General features: G+C 47.3%; 23 protein-coding genes. 15 read left to right on the forward strand and 8 right to left on the reverse strand.

What is annotated here, in order from left to right; translation table 11 throughout:
- The first annotated feature begins 15 nt into the window (after window positions 1-15).
- On the forward strand, window positions 16-1,158 hold the full coding sequence (locus tag RIH33_RS10140) for a cysteine desulfurase family protein (RefSeq protein ID WP_406652048.1): 1,143 nt from the start codon (window positions 16-18) through the stop codon (window positions 1,156-1,158).
- Window positions 1,151-2,575 carry an N-acetylmuramoyl-L-alanine amidase gene (locus RIH33_RS10145; RefSeq protein WP_406652050.1) on the forward strand — a complete coding sequence of 475 codons (1,425 nt, stop codon included), beginning with the start codon at window positions 1,151-1,153 and terminating at the stop codon, window positions 2,573-2,575. The genes RIH33_RS10140 and RIH33_RS10145 overlap by 8 nt, the downstream gene beginning before the upstream one ends.
- A gap of 1 nt (window position 2,576) precedes the next feature.
- Here the strand turns inward: RIH33_RS10145 and hemH are convergent, their stop codons facing one another.
- The 3 genes from hemH to RIH33_RS10160 form a co-directional block, all read right to left on the reverse strand.
- Window positions 2,577-3,587 carry a ferrochelatase gene (gene hemH / locus RIH33_RS10150; protein ID WP_406652052.1) on the reverse strand — a complete coding sequence of 337 codons (1,011 nt, stop codon included), beginning with the start codon at window positions 3,585-3,587 and terminating at the stop codon, window positions 2,577-2,579.
- Window positions 3,588-3,607: 20 nt separating this feature from the next.
- On the reverse strand, window positions 3,608-4,201 hold the full coding sequence (locus RIH33_RS10155) for a YqaA family protein (RefSeq protein ID WP_406652053.1): 594 nt from the start codon (window positions 4,199-4,201) through the stop codon (window positions 3,608-3,610).
- 85 nt (window positions 4,202-4,286) lie between these two features.
- Window positions 4,287-4,931: a hypothetical protein gene (locus RIH33_RS10160; protein WP_406652054.1), complete on the reverse strand. Its 645-nt coding sequence runs from the start codon at window positions 4,929-4,931 to the stop codon at window positions 4,287-4,289.
- Window positions 4,932-5,088: 157 nt separating this feature from the next.
- On the opposite strand from RIH33_RS10160, the gene RIH33_RS10165 reads away from it, so the two are divergent.
- Genes RIH33_RS10165 through RIH33_RS10180 form a run of 4 tightly spaced genes read left to right on the forward strand, consistent with a single transcriptional unit; the run spans window position 5,089 to window position 9,332 of the window.
- Complete coding sequence (locus RIH33_RS10165; RefSeq protein WP_159585312.1) at window positions 5,089-5,310, forward strand: hypothetical protein; 222 nt, start codon at window positions 5,089-5,091, stop codon at window positions 5,308-5,310.
- A gap of 42 nt (window positions 5,311-5,352) precedes the next feature.
- Complete coding sequence (gene recJ, locus RIH33_RS10170) at window positions 5,353-7,056, forward strand: single-stranded-DNA-specific exonuclease RecJ (protein ID WP_406652056.1); 1,704 nt, start codon at window positions 5,353-5,355, stop codon at window positions 7,054-7,056.
- Between the two features lie 21 nt (window positions 7,057-7,077).
- Window positions 7,078-7,809 (forward strand): LPS export ABC transporter ATP-binding protein, encoded by a 732-nt coding sequence (gene lptB, locus RIH33_RS10175; protein ID WP_406652057.1) that lies wholly within the window; start codon window positions 7,078-7,080, stop codon window positions 7,807-7,809.
- Window positions 7,810-7,841: 32 nt separating this feature from the next.
- On the forward strand, window positions 7,842-9,332 hold the full coding sequence (locus RIH33_RS10180) for a GH3 auxin-responsive promoter family protein (protein WP_406652059.1): 1,491 nt from the start codon (window positions 7,842-7,844) through the stop codon (window positions 9,330-9,332).
- Between the two features lie 4 nt (window positions 9,333-9,336).
- Here RIH33_RS10180 and RIH33_RS10185 read toward each other — a convergent pair whose 3' ends face one another.
- Together RIH33_RS10185 and RIH33_RS10190 are read right to left on the reverse strand one after the other, a co-directional pair.
- Window positions 9,337-10,545: a hypothetical protein gene (locus tag RIH33_RS10185; RefSeq protein WP_406652060.1), complete on the reverse strand. Its 1,209-nt coding sequence runs from the start codon at window positions 10,543-10,545 to the stop codon at window positions 9,337-9,339.
- A 219-nt stretch (window positions 10,546-10,764) separates the two neighbouring features.
- A complete protein-coding gene (locus RIH33_RS10190; protein WP_406652062.1) occupies window positions 10,765-11,802 on the reverse strand; it encodes an RluA family pseudouridine synthase in 1,038 nt (345 codons plus the stop codon).
- Between the two features lie 26 nt (window positions 11,803-11,828).
- On the opposite strand from RIH33_RS10190, the gene RIH33_RS10195 reads away from it, so the two are divergent.
- From RIH33_RS10195 to RIH33_RS10205, 3 genes are read left to right on the forward strand one after another with little or no spacing between them, the layout of a single operon-like run.
- Window positions 11,829-12,734 carry a 1-aminocyclopropane-1-carboxylate deaminase/D-cysteine desulfhydrase gene (locus RIH33_RS10195; RefSeq protein WP_406652063.1) on the forward strand — a complete coding sequence of 302 codons (906 nt, stop codon included), beginning with the start codon at window positions 11,829-11,831 and terminating at the stop codon, window positions 12,732-12,734.
- 24 nt (window positions 12,735-12,758) lie between these two features.
- Window positions 12,759-14,351, forward strand: a complete 1,593-nt coding sequence (locus tag RIH33_RS10200; protein WP_406652064.1) for a hypothetical protein — start codon at window positions 12,759-12,761, stop codon at window positions 14,349-14,351.
- Entirely contained in the window at window positions 14,348-15,889 is a 1,542-nt protein-coding gene (locus RIH33_RS10205; RefSeq protein ID WP_406652066.1) for a DUF5723 family protein, read from the forward strand. The genes RIH33_RS10200 and RIH33_RS10205 overlap by 4 nt, the downstream gene beginning before the upstream one ends.
- On the opposite strand, the gene radA is transcribed toward RIH33_RS10205, so the two are convergent.
- Window positions 15,886-17,259: a DNA repair protein RadA gene (radA, locus tag RIH33_RS10210; RefSeq protein WP_406652067.1), complete on the reverse strand. Its 1,374-nt coding sequence runs from the start codon at window positions 17,257-17,259 to the stop codon at window positions 15,886-15,888. The genes RIH33_RS10205 and radA overlap by 4 nt on opposite strands.
- Window positions 17,260-17,347: 88 nt before the next feature.
- Here radA and RIH33_RS10215 point away from each other — a divergent pair, with 88 nt between their 5' ends.
- Window positions 17,348-17,944 carry a porin family protein gene (locus tag RIH33_RS10215; protein ID WP_406652068.1) on the forward strand — a complete coding sequence of 199 codons (597 nt, stop codon included), beginning with the start codon at window positions 17,348-17,350 and terminating at the stop codon, window positions 17,942-17,944.
- A gap of 6 nt (window positions 17,945-17,950) precedes the next feature.
- On the opposite strand, the gene pheA is transcribed toward RIH33_RS10215, so the two are convergent.
- Complete coding sequence (gene pheA, locus RIH33_RS10220) at window positions 17,951-19,012, reverse strand: prephenate dehydratase (RefSeq protein WP_406652069.1); 1,062 nt, start codon at window positions 19,010-19,012, stop codon at window positions 17,951-17,953.
- Window positions 19,013-19,171: 159 nt separating this feature from the next.
- Between pheA and glyA the strand changes: the two genes are divergently transcribed.
- From glyA to rpiB, 3 genes are read left to right on the forward strand one after another with little or no spacing between them, the layout of a single operon-like run.
- Complete coding sequence (gene glyA / locus RIH33_RS10225; RefSeq protein WP_406652071.1) at window positions 19,172-20,443, forward strand: serine hydroxymethyltransferase; 1,272 nt, start codon at window positions 19,172-19,174, stop codon at window positions 20,441-20,443.
- Between the two features lie 5 nt (window positions 20,444-20,448).
- Window positions 20,449-21,294, forward strand: coding sequence for a twin-arginine translocase subunit TatC (gene tatC / locus RIH33_RS10230; RefSeq protein WP_406652073.1), 846 nt, complete (start codon window positions 20,449-20,451; stop codon window positions 21,292-21,294).
- The gene (rpiB, locus tag RIH33_RS10235) at window positions 21,287-21,721 is read left to right on the forward strand and encodes a ribose 5-phosphate isomerase B (RefSeq protein WP_406652074.1); all 435 of its coding nucleotides are present in this window, start codon (window positions 21,287-21,289) and stop codon (window positions 21,719-21,721) included. The genes tatC and rpiB overlap by 8 nt, the downstream gene beginning before the upstream one ends.
- Before the next feature lie 9 nt (window positions 21,722-21,730).
- Here the strand turns inward: rpiB and RIH33_RS10240 are convergent, their stop codons facing one another.
- On the reverse strand, window positions 21,731-23,074 hold the full coding sequence (locus RIH33_RS10240) for a hypothetical protein (protein WP_406652075.1): 1,344 nt from the start codon (window positions 23,072-23,074) through the stop codon (window positions 21,731-21,733).
- A 194-nt stretch (window positions 23,075-23,268) separates the two neighbouring features.
- Between RIH33_RS10240 and rbfA the strand changes: the two genes are divergently transcribed.
- Together rbfA and RIH33_RS10250 are read left to right on the forward strand one after the other, a co-directional pair.
- Window positions 23,269-23,649 carry a 30S ribosome-binding factor RbfA gene (gene rbfA / locus RIH33_RS10245; protein WP_406652076.1) on the forward strand — a complete coding sequence of 127 codons (381 nt, stop codon included), beginning with the start codon at window positions 23,269-23,271 and terminating at the stop codon, window positions 23,647-23,649.
- On the forward strand, window positions 23,646-24,872 hold the full coding sequence (locus tag RIH33_RS10250) for an ABC transporter permease (RefSeq protein ID WP_406652077.1): 1,227 nt from the start codon (window positions 23,646-23,648) through the stop codon (window positions 24,870-24,872). Before rbfA ends, RIH33_RS10250 begins: the two co-directional genes overlap by 4 nt.
- The last annotated feature ends 1 nt before the right edge of the window (window position 24,873 follow it).

Raw genomic sequence — 24,873 nt, forward strand, 5'->3', positions numbered from 1 at the left:
ACATACGTCCTCGAAATGAAAAAAGTATATTTTGATAATGCGGCTACCACCCCTCTCGACGAGGCTGTATTTGAAGAAATGAAGCCATATATGCTGGAGTATTATGGCAACCCTTCGTCCATCCACTGGCATGGAAGACAGGTGCGATCTGCCATAGAAAAAGCACGCAAGAAAATTGCCGATCTCCTCAACACGTCTCCGTCCGAAATCTTTTTCACTTCGGGTGGCACTGAAGCCGACAATACGGCTATTCGCTGCACAATAGAAGATTATGGGGTAAAAAACATCATTACCACACCTCTGGAGCATCACGCCGTACTTCACACCGTGGAAATGCTCGCCAAAAAAGGCAAAGTGAACCTGGACCTCCTGGATGTAGACGAAAAAGGTCGGATCAGTCTGGATCAGATCGAACAGCTCCTGAAAAAAGACCCGAACACGCTCATCACTCTGATGCACGCCAACAACGAAATTGGTACCATGAATGACATTCATGCCATCGCTGAGCTGAGCAAAGAATATGGCGCCGTGTTTCACACGGACACGGTGCAGTCCATGGCACACTTCCGTCATGACCTGCAGGAGTTGAAAGCCAATTTTGTGGTTGGCTCTGCCCATAAGTTTCACGGCCCCAAGGGAGTGGGATTCCTTTATGTCAATCATGAAAAAAGAATACAACCCTTTATCCATGGTGGAGCACAGGAGCGCAACATGCGCGGTGGCACGGAAAACGTCTATGGAATCATTGGCCTGGCCAAGGCGCTGGACCTGGCTTATGCAAATATGGACGACCATAAAAAGCAGATAGAGTCGGTGAAGTCTTATATGATAGAGCAACTCAAGCAGCACATAGAACGGGTATCCTTCAACGGCACCTCTGACGATCTGGAGAATAGTCTGTATACGGTGCTAAGTGTGAGCCTTCCGCCAAGTGAAGACAATGATATGCTGCTGTTCAACCTGGACATCAACGGTATTTCTGCCTCCGGAGGAAGTGCCTGCAGTAGCGGGTCCAACATAGGCTCTCATGTACTCACGGCCATAGGGTCAGATCCGCAAAGAGGAGCCATACGGTTTTCATTCAGTAGATTCAATACCAAAGCAGACGTAGATTACGTTATAGGTAAACTGAACGAAATCCTTACTGTCAGTGCATAGAAAACTCGCGATACTCTTACTCTTTTTCCTGCAATATTTCTCACTCCCTGCCCAGAAGAACCCATCTTCTCAGGAGCTTGGTGCGTTCAGGTATACCCATGAAAATGGAAAAGTATTAGCTGGTCAGCATACCACGGCGCTCGTGTTGAAAAGCACATATTTCCAGGGCTCTTCCGTTCAGGTGGAGGTGAATGGTTTGACCCGAACAATGCCGCTGGATCCAGATGCGCCTGAGTACACCTACTTTCTTTCCTTGCCCGATCCCATTCAGGTGACCAGTGTTATTGCCCACCCTGATTTCACTATTTTTCTGATCAACAGTGGAAAAGCTCCGGTGACATCCGATGGGAAATTGAGGTCCAATCAGGAGGAGTGTGATTTTTCGGTAACCCCTATCCTGCAGGTAGAATGGCGCAACGGACTGAATCCTCCGAGCTATAGCCGCTCTTTCACAGACGTAGAGCACGTGATCGTGCATCATGCGGCGGGCTCCAATACCAATACCAACTACACGCAAGTGGTACGTGACATTTACATCTATCATACCGAGGTGAATGGTTGGTCGGATATAGGATACAACTATCTGATCGCCCAAAACGGCGCCCTTTATGCCGGTCGTGATCCCGCTGGCGGAGCGCAAGACAATGTGCTTGGTGCCCACTTCTGTGGCAGCAATAGCCGCACTATGGGTGTTTGTCTTTTAGGAAATTATGAAACAGCCTCCCCTACTGGTGCCACCTGGTCAACACTTCAGGAGCTAGCCGCTTTCAAACTTCAAAAAGAAAACCTTGATGCTTTTGGATCAACTGGGCATCCATTAGGTCAGATAGACCACATCGCAGGTCACCGTGATGGGTGCAGCACGCTTTGCCCGGGAGGAAATGTATATGATCGGCTGTCAACGCTACGAACTGGTGTAGACGATTTACTCACCAGCTGTGAGGTCGCTCTGGATTTTGAGGTTTCCGATCTTACGCTGGAGGCAGGTGAATCTCTGCTGGTTACCAACACAAGTCATGGCTATGACCGGTACTCCTGGATTTTTGATGGAGGCAATCCCCCAACTGCGGAATGGCCCGATGGGGGTGAAGTGCATTACAACTATGGGGGAATTTTTGACATTACGCTCATAGGACATAAAGGTGAAAGTGATGACACCCTGAGCTTCCCAAATGCTATCAGGGTACTGGACGAGCCACGGATTTTCCCCAACCCTGCCAAACCTCTGACCACTCTGAACGTGTCCACGAGCGGCGCGGTAATCGCCGTGGAAATCCTGGGGCTTCAGGGCAGGACACACTACTCATCCGACGAAGTTGAAAACGGCATTCCTCTGCCTTATTTAAGTGCTGGAGTGTACGTGGTAAGAATTCAGGCGGATGGGCGATGGACTTCCCAAATGCTTCTGGTCCAATAGGCTAGACCTTTCTGACTATATCTGCCAGGCACTCTACCCACAATGGGTCATCATTCAGACTTTCTACCAGGTCCCACTGCTCGCCACCTGCCTTGATGAAGTCCTCTTTGTAGGTTTCGCCCACCTCTACGGTAGTCTCCAGGCAATCGGAGACAAATGCAGGAGAGAAAGCCAATACTTTCTTTTTGCCGTTTGTAGCCAGTTCTTCCAGCACATGATCGGTATAGGGTTTGATCCATGGATCTCTGCCCAGGCGGGACTGAAAACAGACGGTATATTTTTCTTCGGGAATCCCCAGTCGATCCACCAGCAATCGGGTGGTCTGGTAGCACTGGGCCCGGTAGCAATACCTGTTTCGATCATGAAACTGACTGCAGCAAGCGCCCAACTGACACTGGTTGCCTACTGACCCTTTCAGAATCTGGCGCTCCGGTAGACCATGATAGCTAAAAACAAAATGGTCGTAGTCCGTTTGTGCCATCCATTTCTTCCCATTTTTCACGATCACCTGCAGAAACTTATCCTCCTCTAGAAACTGTGAGGTGAATTTAATATCGGGGATTATCTGCCAGTTTTTAGCGATTTCCATCACCTTATCGATTACAGAGCCTGTGGATGCGGAAGCATACTGAGGAAACAGCGGAATGACGTGAATCTTGCCCACATTCTGTGCTCGCAGTTTGTCCAGACCCAACTGAATGGAAGGACTTTGATAGCGCATGGCATACTCCACGGCATAGTCTGCACCCAACATTCCCCTAAGGGGTTCCAGGAGATCTTCAGTATAATATTTCAGCGGAGAACCCCGCTCAGTAAACAGTCGCTTGTATTCTGCCGCCGACTTAGGTGCCCTGAAAGGTGCGATGATCAGATTCACCAGCATCCAGCGTGAGACTGCAGGGATATCAATTACCCGCTTATCAGTCAAAAACTCTCTCAGATATTTTCTTACATCACCCACTTTCGTGGAATCCGGTGTTCCCAGATTGACCAGCAAAACTCCTGTTTTCATTTAAATTGTTTTTGTTTTGGCTACTGAAAAATATTAGCCTCCCAAATGATTATCGCATAGACCATGAAGCGCAAAAACCGGGTCATAGAAATCACAAGAAACCTACGATATCGGTATTTTACAGCACCCATCAGCATACAAATCCCGGCAAATGGCAGTGGTGTCAGGGCCGCCACTATAACCAGAAATCCCCCGAATTTGTTAACATGCTTTTCAAATTTGGCCAGATAGTTTTTTTGTAATGTGCGATAAAGCTGTGTGGTGCTAAAGTGAGAACCGATGTAATAACCGATAATGCCCGCCAGATAAGACAGTACCGAGAGACCCACCACATTTAGGATATATTGTTGGAGCACCTCATTTCGAAGCGACCAGATCATAAACAGTTCCGGGGGAATGATCCCAAAAATGGTCTCTGAGGTAAAAAAAATACCAAAAATAACCAAGGGCTTGTCATAGAGTGGGCCCAGAACTCCCTCTAGCGAAAAATTGTAATTTGCTTTCAGATAAAAATAACCCCCAACGATCACCGCCAGCCAGAGTATCCCCCTGAATAAGTTCTTTAAGAAAAAGCGGGTGCGCTCCATGGCCTCCCTTTGCTGATCTGGCTGCATAAATCTTTGGGACAGATTTAGTGTTCTTTGGGTACCCACGAGAAAACGGATTCTCTGTGAATTTGTTAAATTTTAAACCGCAAAACTAAGATTTTTCCTTTTCTCCGACAGCTTTCCTGGGAGACTTTGGTTCTTTGTCTGGCTGGCTATAGATCACTTCCCAATATGGATCCGATAATTCGGTATATTTTCCATGAAACTGTGTGAGCATGATTTTCACGGCGTAGTTTAGTCTGTTCACTGCATCCTTGTAGTAATCAATTCTATTCTGGGGATGAAAAATGAAGAACTTCACGATAGGGAATGCCGCTGTTCTAAACTCCCCCAAAGCCTTCTTTACAGAGACACTTTCACTCTCCAATGAGGCGATCGCCTCTTCACTACAGGCTGCCAGCCCCCTCAAAAGAGCAGAATACAGTAGCTGAGTCTCCAGCCCACCCTCCTCATAGGTGGCAATGATGTCCTCACAATGTGCCTTCAATATCCTGAGGCCAGGCAGGCTTTTGACAGATTCGGTGAACACATCAGGCTGCCACAGAATCTCTCTGAAGGTGAAAATGGAAGGTAATAACTCCGTGTCATACTCTGCATCTCCCTTCAGGCTCAAAAGCACTTGCTGAGAAATATCCGCCACCACCACACTGCCAGCCACCAGTTTATAGGACCAGCCCTGCTCTTCGGAGCTTATCAGCTCAGAAAAATTCCATATCTCACTCAGTGTTATCTTCATAGAGAATTACCGCCAATATATCCAAATGCGCTAAATATAACCCAACTATTACCACAATGATAAACAGTAACTTCATCTGGGTAATAGATTGATAACACCTAACAGCGCAACCTTTTTAGAAAAAATTAGTATGCTTGCATAACACTTTTGCCCTGATATGACCCGTAAAGCATCGCCAATATTCTTCGAAGGCACCAAAATCGTCAGGCTTTCTGACCTCCCCTTCGCCCAGTCTACTCTCTTTTCCGGATGGTTACAGCCCGTTCATTTCATCATACTCGGAGAGCGCAATGATTATGATTGTGTGAAGTATGAAGATTATGAATACTGGTACCAAAACTACTATGTAGGAGAAAAAGATTTGGACAATATCATTTAACCCACCCCTCGCTTTTTGGCCCATATTTTCTAATTTCCCCGAATGGAAAAAAGATGGGAGCTGCGGGACATTCCAAATACAGACTACCTCGAGTCTCTTTCGAAGGAGCTCAATATCAACAAAGACCTCACGGCACTCCTCCTTCAGCGGGGTATTTCGGAGTTTGAGCAGTCCAAAATCTTTTTTAGACCTTCACTCAGTCATCTGCATGATCCTTTTCTGATGAAGGATATGGACAAGGCCGTCAACCGGCTTTGTGAAGCCCTTTTCTCCAATGCTAAAATTCTCATCTATGGCGATTATGACGTGGACGGCACCACCTCGGTATCCCTCATGTATGGCTTTCTAAAATCCTTCTCCGACCACCTCGAATATTACATACCCGACCGATACACTGAAGGGTACGGCATTTCCACCAAAGGAATAGAATATGCCCATGACAATGGCTTCCAGCTCATCATCAGCCTGGACTGTGGGATCAGGGCGGTAGATAAAGCCGATCTTGCCAATACCTATGACATTGACCTGATCATTTGTGATCACCACATCCCCGGGGAGCAGCTACCAAAAGCCCACGCCATCCTCGACCCAAAACAGGCAGATTGTCCCTATCCGTTTAAGGAACTGTCGGGGTGCGGAGTGGGCTTCAAGTTACTCCAGGGTTTTTGCATGCAAAACTCCATCCCAATGGAGCAGCTCTATCAACACCTGGACCTGGTGGCAGTGAGCATTGCCTCAGACATTGTGCCCATCGTAGGAGAAAACAGGGTTTTGGCATTTTACGGGCTGAAAAAGCTCAACCATTCGCCGTGCCCGGGACTCAAAGCACTGATGGAAGTGAGCGGTCTGAAAAATGAAATTGACATTTCAAGCATTGTTTTTTACCTGGGGCCCAGGATCAACGCCACCGGGCGACTTACCCATGCCCATGACTCGGTGCGACTGCTCACTGCCGAAAATGATAGCGAAACCCAGGCCTTTGCAAGTGTGCTCAATGCTAAAAACTCCCAAAGAAAGGATTTTGACAAGACCATTACCGAAGAGGCGCTGAGCATGGTGGAGGAAGACGAAAGTCTGAAGCTGGCCAAAAGCACCGTCCTTTTCAAGAATGACTGGCACAAAGGAGTGATCGGTATTGTGGCTTCCCGATGCATCGAAAAATACTACCGTCCTACCATTATCCTCACAGAATCTAAAAATAAAGCAACCGGTAGTGCCCGCTCCATTGAGGGATTTGATATCCATGAGGCCATCTCCTCCTGCAGTGACCTGCTCGAGCAGTTTGGGGGACACACACATGCAGCGGGCCTCACTCTGCCCTTGGAAAACGTGGTAGCCTTCCGGCAAAAATTTGAAAAGATTGTTTCTGAAACCATTAATCTGGAGATCTTGCAGCCCAAACTGGAAATAGACCTGGAAGTGGACCTCAGTTTTGTGAATTACAAAAACTATATGATCATCAAGCAGATGTCGCCATTTGGTCCACAAAACCTCAAACCTCTCTTTGTGACCAAAGATGTGAAGCTGAAATTTCCCCCCAAAATAATAAAAGAGGAGCACCTCAAGGCCTCATTATACCAGGATGGAAACCCTCTCGTTTATGAAGCCATTGGCTTTGGTCTGTCGGAAAAGTCTGAGGACCTATTGAACCATGAGGTCTTTCAGGTGGCTTACCAGATAGAGGAAAACACTTACAGGGGAAACAAAAGCCTACAGCTAAACATTAAGGATATTAAATTTGATTGATATCTTGCAAGGTCTATAGATATGGAATTACGAGCAGAGCATTTAATCAAGAAGTATAAAAAGCGCCGGGTGGTTAACGACATCTCCGTGTCAGTGAATCAGGGAGAAATAGTAGGGTTGCTGGGGCCAAATGGAGCAGGGAAAACCACCACCTTCTACATGATCGTGGGGCTCATCAAGCCGAACGAAGGGAGTATATTTCTTGATGAGGAGAATATCACGGGCCTGGCCATGTACAGACGGGCCAAAAAAGGAATCGGATACCTGGCGCAGGAGGCCTCGGTGTTCAGAAAACTCTCTGTGGAAGACAACATCCTGGCAGTGCTGGAAATGACCAAGCTCTCCAAGGTGGAGCAGAAAGAAAAAATGGAGTCTTTGCTGGAGGAGTTCAGCCTGACCCATGTCAGAAAAAACCTGGGGATGGTGCTCTCCGGGGGCGAGAGGAGGCGAACCGAAATTGCCAGAGCACTGGCCGTAGATCCAAGTTTTGTACTGCTGGATGAACCTTTTGCGGGCGTAGACCCCATTGCCGTAGAGGAGATCCAGACGATTGTATCCCAGCTCAAGAATAAGAACATTGGAATCCTCATCACTGACCACAACGTAGATGAAACTCTCTCCATCACCGACCGGGCCTACCTCATGTTTGAAGGAAATCTGCTGAAAGCCGGCACTCCCGAGGAGTTGGCGGCAGATGAGCAGGTCCGCAGGGTCTATTTGGGTAAAAACTTTGAACTCAGGCGAAAGAAATAATGGAGATTCTTAATTCCATATTGACCTGGGTAATGAAGAAGCGGATTCACGACATTGAGCTTTTCATGAAATACCCGCACGAGGTGCAGGAAGAGCTGCTAATGTCGCTCATAGCCAGAGGTGGCAAAACTGAATATGGAAAAAAGTATGGCTTTGACAGCATCGCCACCAGGGAACAGTTTCGCCAACGGGTACCAATAGTCACCTACGAAGACCTTTTTCCATACATAGAAAAACTAATGCGGGGAGAGCAAAACCTCCTCTGGCCATCAGAGATCCGGTGGTTTGCTAAGTCCTCAGGCACTACCAACGCCCGTAGCAAGTTCATTCCTGTATCCAACGAGGCCCTGGAGGATTGTCATTATAAGGGGGGCAAGGACCTGCTTTCTATTTATGTCAATAATTATCCCGACACCAAGATGTTTACCGGGAAAAACCTGGTGATCGGTGGTAGCCAGCAGGTAAATCAGTTTGATAAAAACGCTAAATCCTATTACGGAGACGTGTCGGCAGTGCTGATCAAAAACCTGCCCTTCTGGGCGCAGATGGTCCGAACACCCTCTCTTGACATAGCGCTGATGGAGGAGTGGGAAGAGAAAATAGAAAAAATGGCGCATTACACCCTGGACGAGAATGTGACTTCTATCTCCGGGGTGCCCACCTGGACCATCGTGCTGCTGGAGCGAATACTGGAAATCAAAGGTGCCAGCTCTATCCTGGAAGTATGGCCAAACCTGGAAACCTTCATCCATGGAGCTGTGGCCTTTACTCCCTACGAAAAGCTTTTCAATAGCCTGATTCCTTCCGGTAATATGCGTTACATGGAGACCTACAATGCGTCTGAAGGGTTTTTCGGCATTCAGGATAGGACAGACTCCAAAGAAATGCTCCTCATGCTGGACTATGGGATTTACTATGAGTTTATCCCAAAGGAAGAATGGGACAAAGAACAGCCCAAAACCATCAGTCTTGACGAAGTGGAACTGGGAAAAAACTATGCCATCATTATTACGACAAACTCCGGCCTTTGGAGATACAAGATTGGCGACACCATCAGGTTTACTTCACTCGACCCTTTTAGGATCAAAATCAGTGGACGAACCAAGCATTTTATCAACGCCTTTGGCGAAGAGCTGATCATTGAAAATGCTGAAGAAGCCATTGCGGAGGCTTGTGAGCAAACCGACGCGGAAATGGAAAACTTCACAGCCGGACCACGCTATCTGGAGGCTGGCACCAGAGGTAGTCATGAGTGGATCATTGAGTTCAACAAACAACCTGAGGACCTGGATCAATTCAAGCGAATACTGGATACCAAGCTGCGTGAAATCAACTCTGACTATGATGCCAAGCGCCACAAAGACATAGCCCTGGTGGCCCCGCTGGTGCATCAGGTAGCGAAAGGCACTTTTTACCATTGGATGAAGAAACGGGGCAAACTTGGTGGGCAAAATAAAGTGCCTCGACTCGCCAATAACCGGGAATACCTGGATGATCTGCTGGAAATGGTCGTTACCCGATGATTCCTTATTCTTTGAGCTTTAATACAAAAAGGTCATAGTCTCCGGTGGATTCTATTCGGTCAGATGAGAAAACCGCCTCGTCGTTAGAACTCAGCCGGAAGTCGAAATCATCATCTACGGTATTGATGGGTATCCCCGCATTGATGGGTGGTCCCCATACATTCTTCACTTCATCAAAGTCGGAGTAATAGATATCTCTTTTGCCCAGTCCTCCGGGGCGGTCAGAGGTAAAATACAACCGCTTATTGTCGTCTGTCAGGTATGGGTAGTCTTCGTTGTACCTACTCGATATTTGAGGCGAAATAAGGACCGGAGCCATCCAATCACCGGTAGATCGTAGTTTCAACGACTCAAAAATCTCCATCCCGTTGTCCACTGTCAGCTTTGAAAAAATCAATCGGGTCTTATACTTATTCATGTAGATATGCTGTACCTGAGCCAAATCCAGGGTCTCCACTTTCGAAAGTGCTTTCCAGTCATTGGCACCAATTTCCATCTCGTGGAGCTGGTTGGTTTGCTGATCGTAATACATAAATGTCCCCCGAACGTAGAGCAGGTTGAGGTGGTCAGCGTCTACCGGTGACTGAGAAATCACCTTTGGCGCATTCCATCCATAGGGACCCTTTTCAGTGAGGTAAATGTCAAATTTTCCTTCCACCAGCCGATCAGAGGCAAAGAGGAGCTTGGTTTCATCTTCAAACAATACTCCGGACATTTCAGCAAAATTGGAGTTGATCGGGCTTTCTATAGGCGTCACGGCATAGGCGGTCTCTGCGGCATTGACAAATTGCAGTTTAAACTGTGCTTCCTGTCTGTATGAATCCAGCTTGTTCATCCCTTCTGACATTTTCAGAAACTGGTTCAGGTTTTCGGAGGCTATGGAAAGGATATTTCTTCTCAGGTAGATCTTGCCCAGCCAATAGTAGTAGAGTGGATCCTTGTCTTTCTCGGCCTCAAATTCCAAATAGGCATCAATGGAGCGATAGCGGTACTTCTTGCTCAGTAAAGCGCTGATGGTGGATTTGTATTTGACATCCGGGAGGTCCGAAATATACTGAAAAGCGTCCACTGCCAGGTCATACTCTTCCTGACGCATGTAGGCGTCTGCGTCCTGATAGATTTTTACTTCACTTTGGGCCTGGGTCAATAAGGGAAGAAAAACTACAACCGAAATGAACATCCCCATGGATTGTATTTTTTCACGAATTACCATCTGTTTGCTGATTAGATGGTAATAAATTACTCAATTTCATGCAAAAATCACAATATCAAATGTAGTATTTGCTATTATTCTGAACAACGCTTTCATTTCGGAAGTATCTCCCTTTTGAAGAAACCTGAAAGATTCTGCCCATTCGTTTAAAATTTCTCAGAAATCCAACAAAGTGCTATCCACAAACTCACCAAATACTAAAAATCATTTTATGGTCGTCTATTGCTCCTCGTCGTAGTGATTGACATAGTTTTCCCACTTTTCAAGTACCTGGGTGAAGTCCTCGGGAAGTTCTGAGTCGAAGCGCATGGGTTCCTTGCTGATGGGGTGAATAAAGCCAAGGGTCTTGGCATGCAGCGCCTGTCTCGGGATCATTTTAAAGCAATTATGGACAAACTGTTTGTATTTGGTAAACACCGTGCCCTTTAGGATGGTATCTCCACCGTAGGTGGCATCATTGAACAGAGGATGTCCGATGTACTTCATGTGCGCTCGTATCTGGTGAGTACGTCCCGTCTCCAGGTTGCACTTGAGCAGGGTCACATACCTCAGCTGTTTAATAGTCTCGTAGTGTGTCACGGCATTTTTTCCAAAGTCCCCTTCGGGAAAAGCAGTGGTAACCCGCCGGTCCTTCAGGCTGCGGCCCACAAACACATCAATGGTCCCTTTGGAAGGTTCCGGCTCTCCCCACACCAGGGCATAATAGGTGCGTTCGATGCTGTGATCAAAAAACTGACGTGCCAGGCCGGTCATTGCAGCTTCTGTCTTGGCAATCACCAATAGTCCGGAAGTATCCTTGTCTATCCGGTGCACCAGGCCGGGCCTGCCTTCATTTCCCTCCATTTCGGGGAGGTTCTGAAAGTGAAAGGCCAGGGCATTCACCAGAGTACCACTCCAGTTTTGGTAGGCCGGATGCACCACCATCCCGGCAGGTTTGTTCACGATCAACAGGTATTTGTCCTCATAGACGATATTCAACGGGATATCCTCAGGCACTACATCCTCATCTCTTGGAGGCTCCGATAAATAGATGTGGATAGAATCCCCGGGATGCACCTTGTAATTGGGCTTTACCAACTCCCCATTCACCTTAACAAAACCATCTTTGATCCCAGACTGAATCTTGGTACGTGTGACATTGGGCAATCTGTCCATTAAAAACTTGTCTACACGCAGTATGGCCTGTTTGGGGTCAGCAATAATATGGTGATGCTCAAACAAGTCCTCGTTCTGGTGCTCTTCCTGTGGGTCAATCATGGGGCAAATTTACCTAACTTCGCTGTATGGATCGCATCCCTTCTCCGATTGAGCAAATTCATGAACCTCTCTTTGAAGAAAAGGGCCTGAAGGTCTGGATCAAGCGTGATGACCTTATTCATCCCCACATCATGGGCAACAAATGGCGGAAGCTGAAATACAATATTCTCCATGCCCGGGAAACACATCGAACCGGTATCGTGACCTTTGGCGGAGCCTACTCCAATCACATCGCCGCAACGGCAGCAGCCTGCGCAGCTAACCAGCTGGAGTCTGTCGGAATCATCCGCGGAGATGAGCTCTCTCCTGGGAGCAACCCTACCCTTCGGTTTGCCTCTGACCAGGGCATGAAACTCCGGTTTGTTTCCAGAAGCGATTACCGACACCTCAAAGAAAACCAGGATCAACTCCAGATGACCTACCCCGACTATCTGATCCTGCCGGAAGGAGGCACCAATCAGCTGGCTATCCGGGGCTGTCAGGAAATATGGAAAGAAATAGATCAGCCGTTTGACTATGTGGTCACCTCGGTGGGTACAGGGGGAACCATGGCCGGGTTGTTAAAAGAAATGAGTGGAAAAAGTAAATTGATAGGCATCTCCGCACTGAAGGGAAACTTCATACATTCAGAATTTAAGAAAATGCTTCAACATCACGACATTCCCTTTGAGAATTATGAACTCCTGGACCAATGGCATTTTGGAGGCTACGGGAAGGTCTCAGATGACCTGGTGGCTTTCATCAATGACACCAAAAAGAAGATCAATGTGTTGTTCGATCCTATTTATACAGCTAAAATGTATTTTGCGGTCACAAAGCTTATAGAGACCAATTATTTCCCTCCCAACTCCAAAATAGTCCTGATCCACACCGGTGGGATACAGGGAATCGCGGGATTCATCGAAAAACAGGAGAAAAACATTTTGCTTTAGACTTATTTTACCAATTTTAGTAACGTGAAAAAATCACTATCCGCCCTATTGATCCTTTTTTGCCTGAGTTGTAATGTCAATGAACTTGATTTTGACAACCTAAAAGGCCCTACTTTGACCAGTGAGGTAGCCTTGCCGCTTGGCGAAATCTCCTATACTATGCGTGACCTGCTGAACGAAATAGGGGACAAAGCACTCCAACTGGAAGAAGACAGTACTTCCTTGCTCAAGCTCACTTATTTTGACAGTGCTGAGTTCAACAAGGGTGAGGATGTGATCAATATTGACGATATCAGCAACCAGGCCAGAATCAGTCTGCCGGCCCTCGGACCAGCTCCGGAAAGTCAGCAAGCGGTTATTGATACCGTTTTGGTCTTTGGTTACCCGGCCGAAAAGAAGGAATCCCTTGACTCAGTATTTTATAATGGTGGGAACCTGGTCTTAACCCTAAACTCCAATATGGGCAGTGATATCAACTTCACCTTTGATATCACCAATACCCGGTCAATCACCGGAAACGAACCTGTATCATTTGCAGGAAGTCTCGGAGGTTTTGGCAACTACGAAGAGTCGCGAGAACTGGACGGTTATAAAACCCTCCTTACCACAGAAGGAGACAGCAACACCTTTCAGGTAAATGCCCAAATCACGGTTTTTCTGGGGCCTGGAGAAAGTACTTCTGCCTCCGATTACCTGAATATGACGCTCAGCTATCTTGACCAGAGCTTTTCCATTCTTTATGGCAAATTTGGGCAGGATACCTTGGCTGTGGGTAACGAAGTTCTCAATATTGCCTTCTTTGAAGACCTGGGAGAATCCGGCTTCAAGTTCGGTGACCCTGAAATCAACTTCCATTTTGAAAGCACCTTTGGTGTCCCCCTTGGCATTGTTTTTAGAGGCCTTTATGGAGCAGACAGTTCTGCCAGCGGGATGGATACCACCTTCCTGAGTGGTAGTGCCACCGTAAACCCACAAGTGGTAGAGGGTGCCGAGCGACCCGGACAGTTTGTTCAGTCAACCGTCTCACTCAATAGTCAAAACTCTTCTTTGAGGGACCTGCTGGCTGCATCCCCAAGATCCATAGGGTTCAATCTCACGGGAATTGCCAACCCTGATGATCCCACACAGCAAAATTTTGTAATGGACGACAGCTACATTTCCACCGCCATTGAGATTTCGCTCCCTATGGAGCTATCCCTGAAGGATGTCACCCGTGAAATTGATTTTAGCCTTGGTGATGGCCTGGACTTTGATGAAGCCGAAAGCCTGACCATGCGCATCATCTCGTCGAACGGCCTTCCTTTTTCTGCACGACTGGAAGTAGAGATCAGGGACAATGCGGACTCCACGTTACATACCGTGCCACAAGCCCTGGTTCTGGAAACCCCATTTATAGACAAATCGGGATTGGTAACGCAGGCACGAAGCCACGTAGAAGATATTCACCTCACTACCGAAGGTGTGGATGCGCTCCGCTCGGGATCGAAAGTAGTCTTGCGGGTCATTTTGAATACGCCCGCCACTTCGGGCACCAGGGATGTTTACGTGAAGATCCTGGCTGATTATAAAATAGACATTAAAGTGGCTGTAGTCGGAAAACTAAAAACTGAACTATGATGAGGCGATTTTATATAACACTCTCCTTTGTTGTAGTCTGTGCGCTGGCCTCCAGGGCCCAGAACAGTCTGTCTTTCTACCACCTTGGCAATGCTACCTTTCAAAACAGCTACTATAACCCGGCACTTATTCCGGAAGGAAAAGTGTTTATCGGACTTCCTGTGCTTTCGGGTATTCATTTGAATTTCAACAATAAATTCAATTACAAGGATGTCATCGTGCAGGGAGAAGCGCAAAAGGAAATAGATTTGAACCTATACCTTAAGAGCTTGCAGAAAAACAATATGGTGAGCATGACGACTGCTTTTAATCTCTTTCATCTTGGGATCACTACGCGTGGCGGGTCCACCCTGGCTCTGTATGCCAACGAGCGAATAGAGATGGACTTTTTGTACCCAAAATCCCTCATGGAATTTGTGATCAAAGGCAACGCAGGTTCCAAAGGTGAAACCATCAAAATTGGTAAAACACAAATGTCAACAACCTATTTCAGGGAGTTTGGATTGGGTTATTCCACCAATATTTCGAGCGACATTTCTGTAGGTGTCCGGGCGAAATACCTACAGGGTTTTCTCAATGGAAGTACACCCGGAGGCTTCACCGCCGATCTCACTACGGACAAAGAAGACTATTCCATCAGTCTGGATTTACAAAATGCCACATTCCGCACCAGTGGAATGGACATTTTTCAGGGAAATACCGGCAACCTGGGGACACACCTCATCTCCAATAACAATCGTGGTGCCGCCATTGACCTTGGATTTAACTGGAACATGGGGCCTGATTATTCCATCTCAGGGTCAATTACCGACCTTGGGTTCATCTCTTGGAAAGATGACATCAAGAATTATACCCTGGCAGACACCACCATGACTTACTCAGGCATCGACCTTAAAGATCCGGGGGATTTGGTGCAGACCATAGAGGACTCTCTCATCAATAAGTTTAAAAATCGGAAAAGTGAAACCGATGACCCCTATACCACCCTCATCAGCCCGAAGGCTTATTTGAGCTGGACCTATCATGCACACAATGGGGGCGATGTGATTGCCACTGGAGGTGCGAGATACATTCAGGGACAAATGAAGTTTCTTTTAGGTGCCGGATATCGACACTCTTTTGGGAAGTATTTTGTGGGTACCGTGAATGTCACCAAACTTCCACAGCAATTTTTCAATATGGGCGCGGCCCTGGCTCTGAAGGGAGGACCCGCTCAGATGTATCTGGCCGTGGATCAGGTAGTCAACTACGACCTCACTAAATTTCAAGCCATTGATGTGCGGTTTGGCATCAACTTCATCTTTGGCCATAGAGAACAGGAGAGTTTGGTCGAACAAAATAAACCTAAAGTCAAAAGAACCAAAGCTGCTTCGCAAAGCTTTCTTGGCCAAAAGGTGGAAGTAAAGGGTCAGGAGGGTATCTACACCATCATCAATAAGCAGGAAAGAAGGAAGAAGCGTGATTACGAGTTTGAGGGTGATCCCATCCCCAAAGAAAAGAATCGCTTCAAACAGCGCTCACCCAAAGAGCGGTACTAGCGGGCAAAAAGGATTTCAAAAGCCTCAGAAAGACGAGTAAACGCCTTTACTTCTATGTCAAACTTGGAAGTATCGATCCCCTTTACATTGTATTTGGAAAGGTAAATCTCTTTAAAACCGAGCTTTGCCGCCTCCGTAATCCTTGACTCAATGCGATTGACTGCTCGGATTTCTCCACCCAGCCCTACCTCCGCCGCAAAACAGATGGAACTAGGGATCGCAATGTCATCAAACGACGAAAAGACCGCCGCACATATGGTCAGATCCAGCGCCGGGTCGTTCACTTTGATCCCGCCAGCAAGATTCAAAAATATATCCTGTGCACTTAGTCTTATCCCAAGTCTTTTTTCCAACACCGCCAGCAACATGTTCAGCCTTTTACCATCAAAGCCCGTAGTACTCCGCTGAGGAGTGCCATAGGTGGCAGGGCTCACCAACGCCTGCACTTCTATGAGCAGTGGTCGGTTCCCTTCCAAAGTGGCGCCAATGCCCACACCGCTCAGGAAACCATCTCTGGGTGAGATCAACACTTCTGAGGGGTTGGTCACCTCCCGCAGCCCGGTCTCACGCATTTCATAGATGCCAATCTCGGAAGTAGAGCCGAAGCGGTTTTTGGAGGTTCGCAAGATTCGGTAAGAAAGATGCCTGTCACCCTCAAATTGTAGTACAGTGTCCACCATGTGCTCCAGCACTTTCGGTCCGGCAATCGCTCCGTCTTTATTCACATGCCCTATGAGGAAAACAGGGACATTGGTCTGTTTGGCGTATTTCATCAACTTGCCTGCACACTCCCGTACCTGAGAAATGGAGCCCACAGAAGCTTCAATGGTTTCCGTATGCAGGGTCTGGATAGAATCAATGATCAGAATCTCCGGCTTGAGCTGCGCCGCATGGTTTAAGATATTGGCCAGGGATGTCTCGGCCAGAAGAAAACAGTTTTCTGCCTGGATACCGATGCGCTCCGCACGCATTCTGATCTGATCCAGACTTTCCTCGCCAGAGGCATAAAGCACTTTGGTGGTTTTCATCCTGATGGCCATCTGGAGCAGTAGGGTGGATTTACCAATCCCCGGCTCTCCCCCAATCAGTACCAACGAGCCGGGCACGATGCCACCACCCAGCGTCCGATTGAGTTCACCTGTGGGTGTCTTGATTCTTTGGTGCTCATCATAAACCACATCCTGAATCTTGCGGGGCTGATTGCGGGGAGCGCTGGCATCTTCCCACACTTCTTTTTCTGTAGAGGTCCCTTTGGTCACGATCTCCTCTACATAGGTATTCCACTCCCCGCAGGCCGGGCATTTGCCCACCCACTTGGCCGAGTTGGCTCCGCAGTTCTGACAGTAAAAAGTAGTTTTAGTTTTGGCCAAAAGTTTAGGATGTTATTCACACAAAGGAAATATTTTTATCTTCACCAGCGATAAATAATTTTGATTCATTTATTTCGATCCGTTGTATATGCACTCCAGACTTGTTGGTTTTGCTCTCGTCCTGCTCCTATCTCTCCAGATTGTTGCCCAGGAGTCCTACTTTGGGTGGAAAGTAGGGTACAACATGACCACATTGAAGGGTGAAAACTCGGGCAGTCTAAGCCTCAGCCCCAGAAACACTTTTGGCAGTTCATTTGTCCTTTCCACTCAGTTGAAATCCTTGCCCATTGGTTTTTCCATGGAGCCGGGCTATATCCTGAAGGGTACCCAAATAGATCATGACACACTCGACTATAAGTTTCATTACCTGAATATGCCCCTGTTGTTGGATGTGTACCCGGTAAAACGACTAAAACTGAGTTTGGGAGTGGAAATTGCAAGACTTCTGAGTGCCAAAAATCACGCGAATGACTCTACCCGTCAGAACCTCCTTTCAACTTACGATAAGCGATGGGAAGCCTCCGTTACAGCCGGAGCCAGCCTGTCAGTTTCTTATTTCATGGATTTGGGGATGCGGTACAGCACGGCCCTTACACAGGTCTCCAATCAGGATGCCATCATCGATCGGAAGAATCTGTTCAATCAGTACATCCAGCTATCTCTTCTGTTTAAGATAGCCAACTAACCCCTTCTAGCACAACTGCACATAGCTCCCCAGCCAGGTGATGTTGTTCTTGTATGGCTGAATGGTGTTTTGAACCTTGGGTTCATTAAAATGTCCCTCAAACTCCACAAAAAACACATACTTGAAGGTGGTTCCTTCTTTGGCTGGTCTGCTTTCTACCTTGCAAAGGTTGATTCCCGCATTCTGGAAGTTTTGCAAGAATCTCACCAGTGACCCGGGCTCATCGGGCAGATTGGCTATTACCGAAGTTTTATCCTGTCCACTGACCTGGTTAACAAAATTCTGGCTGATGATCAAAAACCGGGTTTGGTTATCGGCCGAATCCTGAATGTTGCTATAAAGAATCGGCAATGTATATTGTCTGGCAGCAATAGGAGCGCAGATAGCAGCCGCTCCATCTTCCTCCCCGGCTATCTGACACGCACGACTCGTGGAGCTCACGGGCACCAGTTTCACAGGGTGTTTGAAGTAGTCGTTCAGAAAGTTTTTACACTGTCGGAAGGCAATGTCCCGCGAATAGACCGTTTTAATATTTTCCAGGTTTTCCTCCTTAGAAGCAAAGGCAAAATGGATGGGAAGCACGATTTCTGCCGCAATGCTGAGCTTGTGCATCGCCAAAAGATCAATGGTTTCCTGCACAGTGCCTTCCTGATTGTTTTCTATAGGCACCACACCAAATCTGGCTCGAGAAGTTTTCACAGACTCAAAGACTGAGGTGATGGAGTCCAGTGGAATATAGTCGCTCATGGCACCATACCTGCTCTCTGCCGCCTGATGGGTGAAACTCCCCTCAGGTCCCAGATAAGCGATGCGCTCCGGGAGTTCGTAATTTCTGCTCACCGCAAAAATCTCGAAGAAAATAGCCTCAATGGCTGCTCTGTTCAGTATCCCCTGACTATTGGCCGTGAGGCGGTCTATAATCGCCTTTTCGCGCTCCGGCCTATAGATCGCAGACTTGTCTGATCGCTTCAACTTGCCCACCTCCTGCACGATGTCCATCCGCTTGTTGAGCAGCTTGATCAGCTCATCATCCAATTGGTCTATTTCTTTTCTAAACTCTTCTAGCATCTCACAAAACACAAAGTAAAAAGCTAAAATAACCCAACACTGTCACAAATACGAGTAAAAATGACATTGGTAAAGTGGGGGTCATCGACTAATTTTGGCGCTTCGTTCTAAGGAGGAATTAAAAAAGACTTTCCCACCAGGTAAAACCTAAAGCTAACCATGAAAAGAGACGACAAACTATTTGCCCTAATAGACCAGGAAAAAAGAAGACAAAATGAAGGCATCGAGCTTATCGCCTCTGAGAATTTTACTTCTCTGCAGGTAATGGAAGCTGCCGGTAGCGTGCTCACCAACAAATACGCCGAAGGGCTACCTGGGAAACGCTACTACGGCGGATGCGAAGTAGTGGATGAAGTGGAGACCCTGGCCATAGAGCGAATCAAAGAACTTTTCGGTGCCAATTGGGCCAATGTACAGCCTCACTCAGGTGCTCAGGCCAATGCCGCGGTATTTTTGGCTTGTCTCAATCCCGGAGATAAAATCTTAGGATTTGATCTGTCTCACGGCGGCCACTTGTCACATGGCTCACCCGTCAACCTTTCGGGAAAATACTACCAGGCCAACTTCTATGGCGTGGAGCAGGACACTGGCCTGATAGACATGGATAGAGTGGAGGAAAAAGCCAGGCAGGTTAAACCAAAGATGATTATCTGCGGAGCTTCTGCCTATTCCAGAGATTGGGACTATGAGCGCTTCCGCGAAATCGCTGATGAAGTGGGCGCGGTATTGCTGGCGGATATTTCACATCCGGCAGGACTCATCGCCCGTGGGTTACTCAACGACCCGCTTGACCACTGCCACATTGTAACCACCACCACCCACAAGACATTGAGAGGCCCACGTGGTGGACTCATCATGGTGCGTGAAGACATTGACAATCCATTTGGCCTCACCACTGCCAAAGGGACCATTCGCAAAATGAGCTCTATCCTGGACTCGGGAGTATTCCCCGGCACCCAAGGTGGGCCATTGGAGCACATCATTGCTGCCAAGGCAGTGGCTTTTGGGGAGGCCCTATCTGACGAATACATGACCTATATCATGCAGGTGCAGAAAAACGCCAAGGTGATGGCTGATGCTTTTATGAAGAAGGGTTATGACCTCATTTCCGGTGGCACAGACAATCACCTCATGCTGATAGACCTGAGGTCTAAGGAACTAACGGGAAAAGACGCTGAAAACGCACTCATCAAAGCAGACATTACCGTGAACAAAAACATGGTGCCTTTTGATGATAAATCACCCTTTATCACCTCTGGAATGCGCGTAGGTACAGCAGCCATTACCACCCGTGGCATGATGGAGGGCGATATGGAAAAAATTGTGGATCTGATCGACAAGGTGATCACCAACCATACGGATGATGAGGCCCTTGCACATGTAAAATCCAGTGTGAATACCTGGATGAATGACTTCCCGCTTTACGCATAAGCCATATGCCTCTGGACCAAGTTGAGGACGAAGAACAAGAAATGACCTTTTTAGACCACCTGGAGGAACTCCGGTGGCATCTGATCAGGTCGCTCATTGCCATTATGGTGTTTGCCATAGCGGCTTTTGCTGCCAAAACTTTGGTTTTCCACACCATCATTTTAGGCCCAAGTCGGATCGACTTCTGGACTTACGAAGCCCTTTGCCGGCTGTCTGAGATGCTCAAATCTCCGGCTCTTTGCATTGATGAGCTCCCGTTCATCATCCAAAGCCGGCAAATGACTGGTCAGTTTTCTATGCACGTCACGTCATCGTTTGTGATTGGTATTATTTGCGCATTTCCTTATGCATTCTGGGAGATCTGGCGTTTTGTAAAACCAGGACTCTACCCAAAAGAGCGCAAAGCCGCCAGAGGGGCCACTTTTTACGTAAGTCTCCTCTTTTTGATGGGCGTGTTTTTTGGCTACTTCATTGTCACACCTATCTCTATCAACTTTCTGTCTAACTATCGGCTGGACCCGAGCATTATGAATGAGTTTGACATCATATCCTATGTGTCAACGGTTATTACCCTCATCCTGGCATGCGGCATATTGTTCCAGTTGCCTATTGTGGTGTTTTTCCTGACCAAAGCGGGCCTGGTCACGCCGGAACTTTTAAGAACCTACAGACGTCATGCCATTATAGTTATTTTGATTTTGGGGGCTATGCTCACCCCGCCCGATCCTTTCAGCCAGATATTGATCGCCATTCCTTTATTGGGATTGTATGAAGTAAGTATCTTTATCTCCCGGAGGGTGACCAGAAGAGAGCTCCTCGAAACCACCGAAATTCAGAAACACGATGAGTAAAAAAATAGCCATCGGCGGAGATCACGCCGGATATTATCACAAGGAAAAATTGGTTAAATGGCTTCAATCGGAAGGGTATGAAGTCACTGATTTCGGCCCATTCAACGCCGATTCAGCAGATTATCCTGATTTTGTACACCCAGCCTGTGACGCCATAGAAAAGGGCGATTGCGACTTTGGAGTGCTCATCTGTGGCTCCGGTCAGGGGGTGACCATCACGGCCAACAAACACCAGAAAATAAGAGCCGCTCTGTGCTGGGATACCGACCTGGCGGCCGTCACCCGGCAACATAATAACTCCAATGTGGTCTGCATGGCCGCCCGATGGACCGCCTATGAACTGGCTGAGTCCATTGTAAAAACCTTCCTGAACACCGAGTTTGAAGGAGGAAGACACCAAAGAAGGGTGGATAAAATCAGTTGCTAGATTAGTCTTTCAAGGCTTGACCCGAAGATAAACCCCGGGTGAAGTCTCGTCATAATGTGCTCTGAATACCGGAAATCTCTCAAATATGCGCTCCATGTCGCCCCACTGATCAATAATAGCATCGGGAGAGGAGCGCTCCAGTGTCTCAAAAACTCCTGACGCCTCATCGTAGTAATTCAGGTCTTCCAGTTTTTTCTTACTTACCTCCGGGTCCAGAAATGGGCCAGCCAACTTATACTCCTGATAATCTGAAATATTCAGCCCCAGGCCCATCAGTCGGGTTCCGGGCACGTTCACCTCAGAAGCACTCACCAGCAACCCGGTGGGCGGATTATTTCTAAGCCACATATTGGGGTATATCAGCAGCCCTATCACCACCAGGTATGGCATCAGCACCTTCCAGACTTTGCGCTTCAGCCCCAAAAAATAATGAACGAGAAAAAAAGTAGCGGTCGGCACAAAAAAGATCAAATCCGCACTCATGAGGTCCCTTGAAAAAAAGACCGCCAGTAATGCCGCCAGCATAAATGAAACCATTACCTGCTGCATCTTCTGCTGATAATTCGTCACCCTGAGTGAAAAAAGGACCGTTAAAGAAAGTAAGGTCACACCCATCAAAAACCCACCAATGCCCAGGAGCTCCGTGAAGCTCACATAAAAAATTCTGGCTTTGGTCACACCCTCCAGAAAAAAGTCTCCAAGGAAATCTCTACCGGCTCCAAAACAAAAAAAATACGCCCAGATTACCACAACCACCACTCCCACTCCGTAGACCAGCAATAGCAACCTGCGAGGCACAGCCGACGAAAAAAGTATAAAGCTGAGCAAAAACATCACAAAGAATACTGCGGCTGGCAGATAAAAGCACGTGGCCACTCCCAGATAAACGCCAGAAAGAAGGAAAAGCTCATCAGTCACTACATTATCGATTCGCCTAAAAATATGATTAAGTGACATGAGGATAAAAGTGATCGCCATCAGCTGTGGTGATAGCGCAAAAAAGTCCATGACTGAAGACATCAGAACGATGTACAGAAAAGCAGGAACGTAGCTGTTTTCATCGTAGGCCTTATTTTTTAACAAAATCCGATTGAAAATACCTGCCTGAACAGTCACCAAAAAAGTACTGACTACCAGATGAACCCATCTGCTCCTGCCAAAGATAAAGTCCAGCCACTTATAGACCAGCGCGGCCAGTGGCCCGGTATGGTCATACAGGTCCTTGTACATGGTAAACCCATCACTCAGGCGCTCGCCCACCAGCAACCACTTCAGCTCAGGGAGCGAGAGCGGCAGCCCAGCGACAATCCATGTCACCCTGATCGCTACCAGGATCAGGAAAACAAAAATCATCCTGTACGGATCGTTAATTCTAAAAAATTGCAGCAATTTGAAATGAAGTCTGGCTGTTATGCGTTTCGAAATTAACAAATAAATTGATGGAGGAGACGCTTTCCTTGCTTCCTCTCCAATAATTGAGGCACCTATGCCCCACAAAACAATCACAGGCGTGTACTCCTTACACTATATTATGGATATTTGCATCAATGACACAGAACAAAAGACAACATAAGTACGGCAGGCAAATCCAGAAGGACCTTAGTGAGATCTTTCAGCGCGACACCCGTCACTATTTCGGGCACAGCCTGGTGACAGTCACCGGAGTGGAGATGTCTCCCGATCTGGGCTTTGCCAAGATCTTTCTCAGCGTATTTCCTATCCAAAACACAGAGGACGTTTTCTTTAACCTGAACGAAAAGAAAAGTGAAATCCGAAAGCACCTGGGCAATAAAATAGGTAAGCAGGTCCGGGTGATTCCGGAGCTGGCGTTCTTTCATGACGATACAGAAGAGCGGGCTTCCCGAATGGATCAGCTCATCGATGGTTTAAACATTCCCCCAGCAGACGAAACCGAAGAAGAGGAGTGAATCTTGCCTATTTCATTGCCAAAAGATATTTTCTCTCTAAAAAGAAGAAAAGCTTCATCAATGTGATCTCCATCATTTCCATGTTGGTGGTGGCCATTGGTACCATGGCATTGATCATCGTTCTGTCAGTTTTCAATGGATTGGAAGGCCTGCTTCGAAACCTCTATGGCACGGTGGACCCTAACCTGGTGGTATCCGCCAATGTGGGTAAATCCTTTGTATATGGGCCAGATATTAGCAAAAAAGTAAACTCCCTCGAAGAAATACTGAGCATCACCGAGGTACTGGAAGATAACGTGCTCATCAAGTACAACAATGCGCAGCGCGTGGCCAGGGTGAAAGGAGTGAGTGAAAGCTTCATTGAGCAGGGCCGTCTGGAGGACTATCTGGTGTTCGGGGACCTCAAGCTTACCTCCAACGACATCTCCTACGCCATCGTGGGCCGAGGTGTCCAGTACGACCTGTCCATCAACCCAAAAAATGATTTTTATACCATACAGATGTACTTCCCCGATGAAGTACGTCCAGGAATGCTGAACCCTGAGAAAATGTATCGGCTCAAAAACATCCTGCCTGGTGGTGTCTTTGCAGTAGAGAAATCTTATGATGAAAACCTGGTCTATGTACCTATCCGGTTTGCTGAAGACCTCTTTAACAAAAAGGGGAAGCGAAATCATCTGGAACTCCAGCTTGTTCCTTCAGCCAAGCCCAATGAGGTGAAGAAAAAGCTGCAGGATTTACTTGGACCTTCCTTTTTGGTACAATCCAATGACGAGATTCATGGCGACCTCTACAGGGTGTTGTCTTATGAAAAGTTCTTCGTCTTCCTCACGTTTTCCATCATCATAGCCATTGCATCCATCAATATCTTCTTCTCACTCAATATGCTGGTGCTCGACAAGAAAAAAGATGTGGCCATTCTGGCGGCTCAGGGTGCCTCCCGTGGACTGATCACCAAAATATTTTTACTGGAAGGCTGTATTGTGGCTTTTACTGGTGCGTTTACCGGTCTCCTCCTGGGTCTGTTGGTCAGCTTTGTGCAGCAGGAGTTTGGTCTGGTCACCATGGGCATGCAGACAGCTATCATAGATGCCTACCCTGTGAAAGTGCAGTGGCTGGACGTTTTCCTCACCGTTTTGTCCATTATTGTAATTACCATTGTCACCTCCATTCAGCCTGCACTTAGTGCCTCCAAAAGTATCACCATGACGGATCTGCAATGAT

Source organism: Marinoscillum sp., from assembly GCF_040222955.1.
Lineage (GTDB): Bacteria > Bacteroidota > Bacteroidia > Cytophagales > Cyclobacteriaceae > Marinoscillum.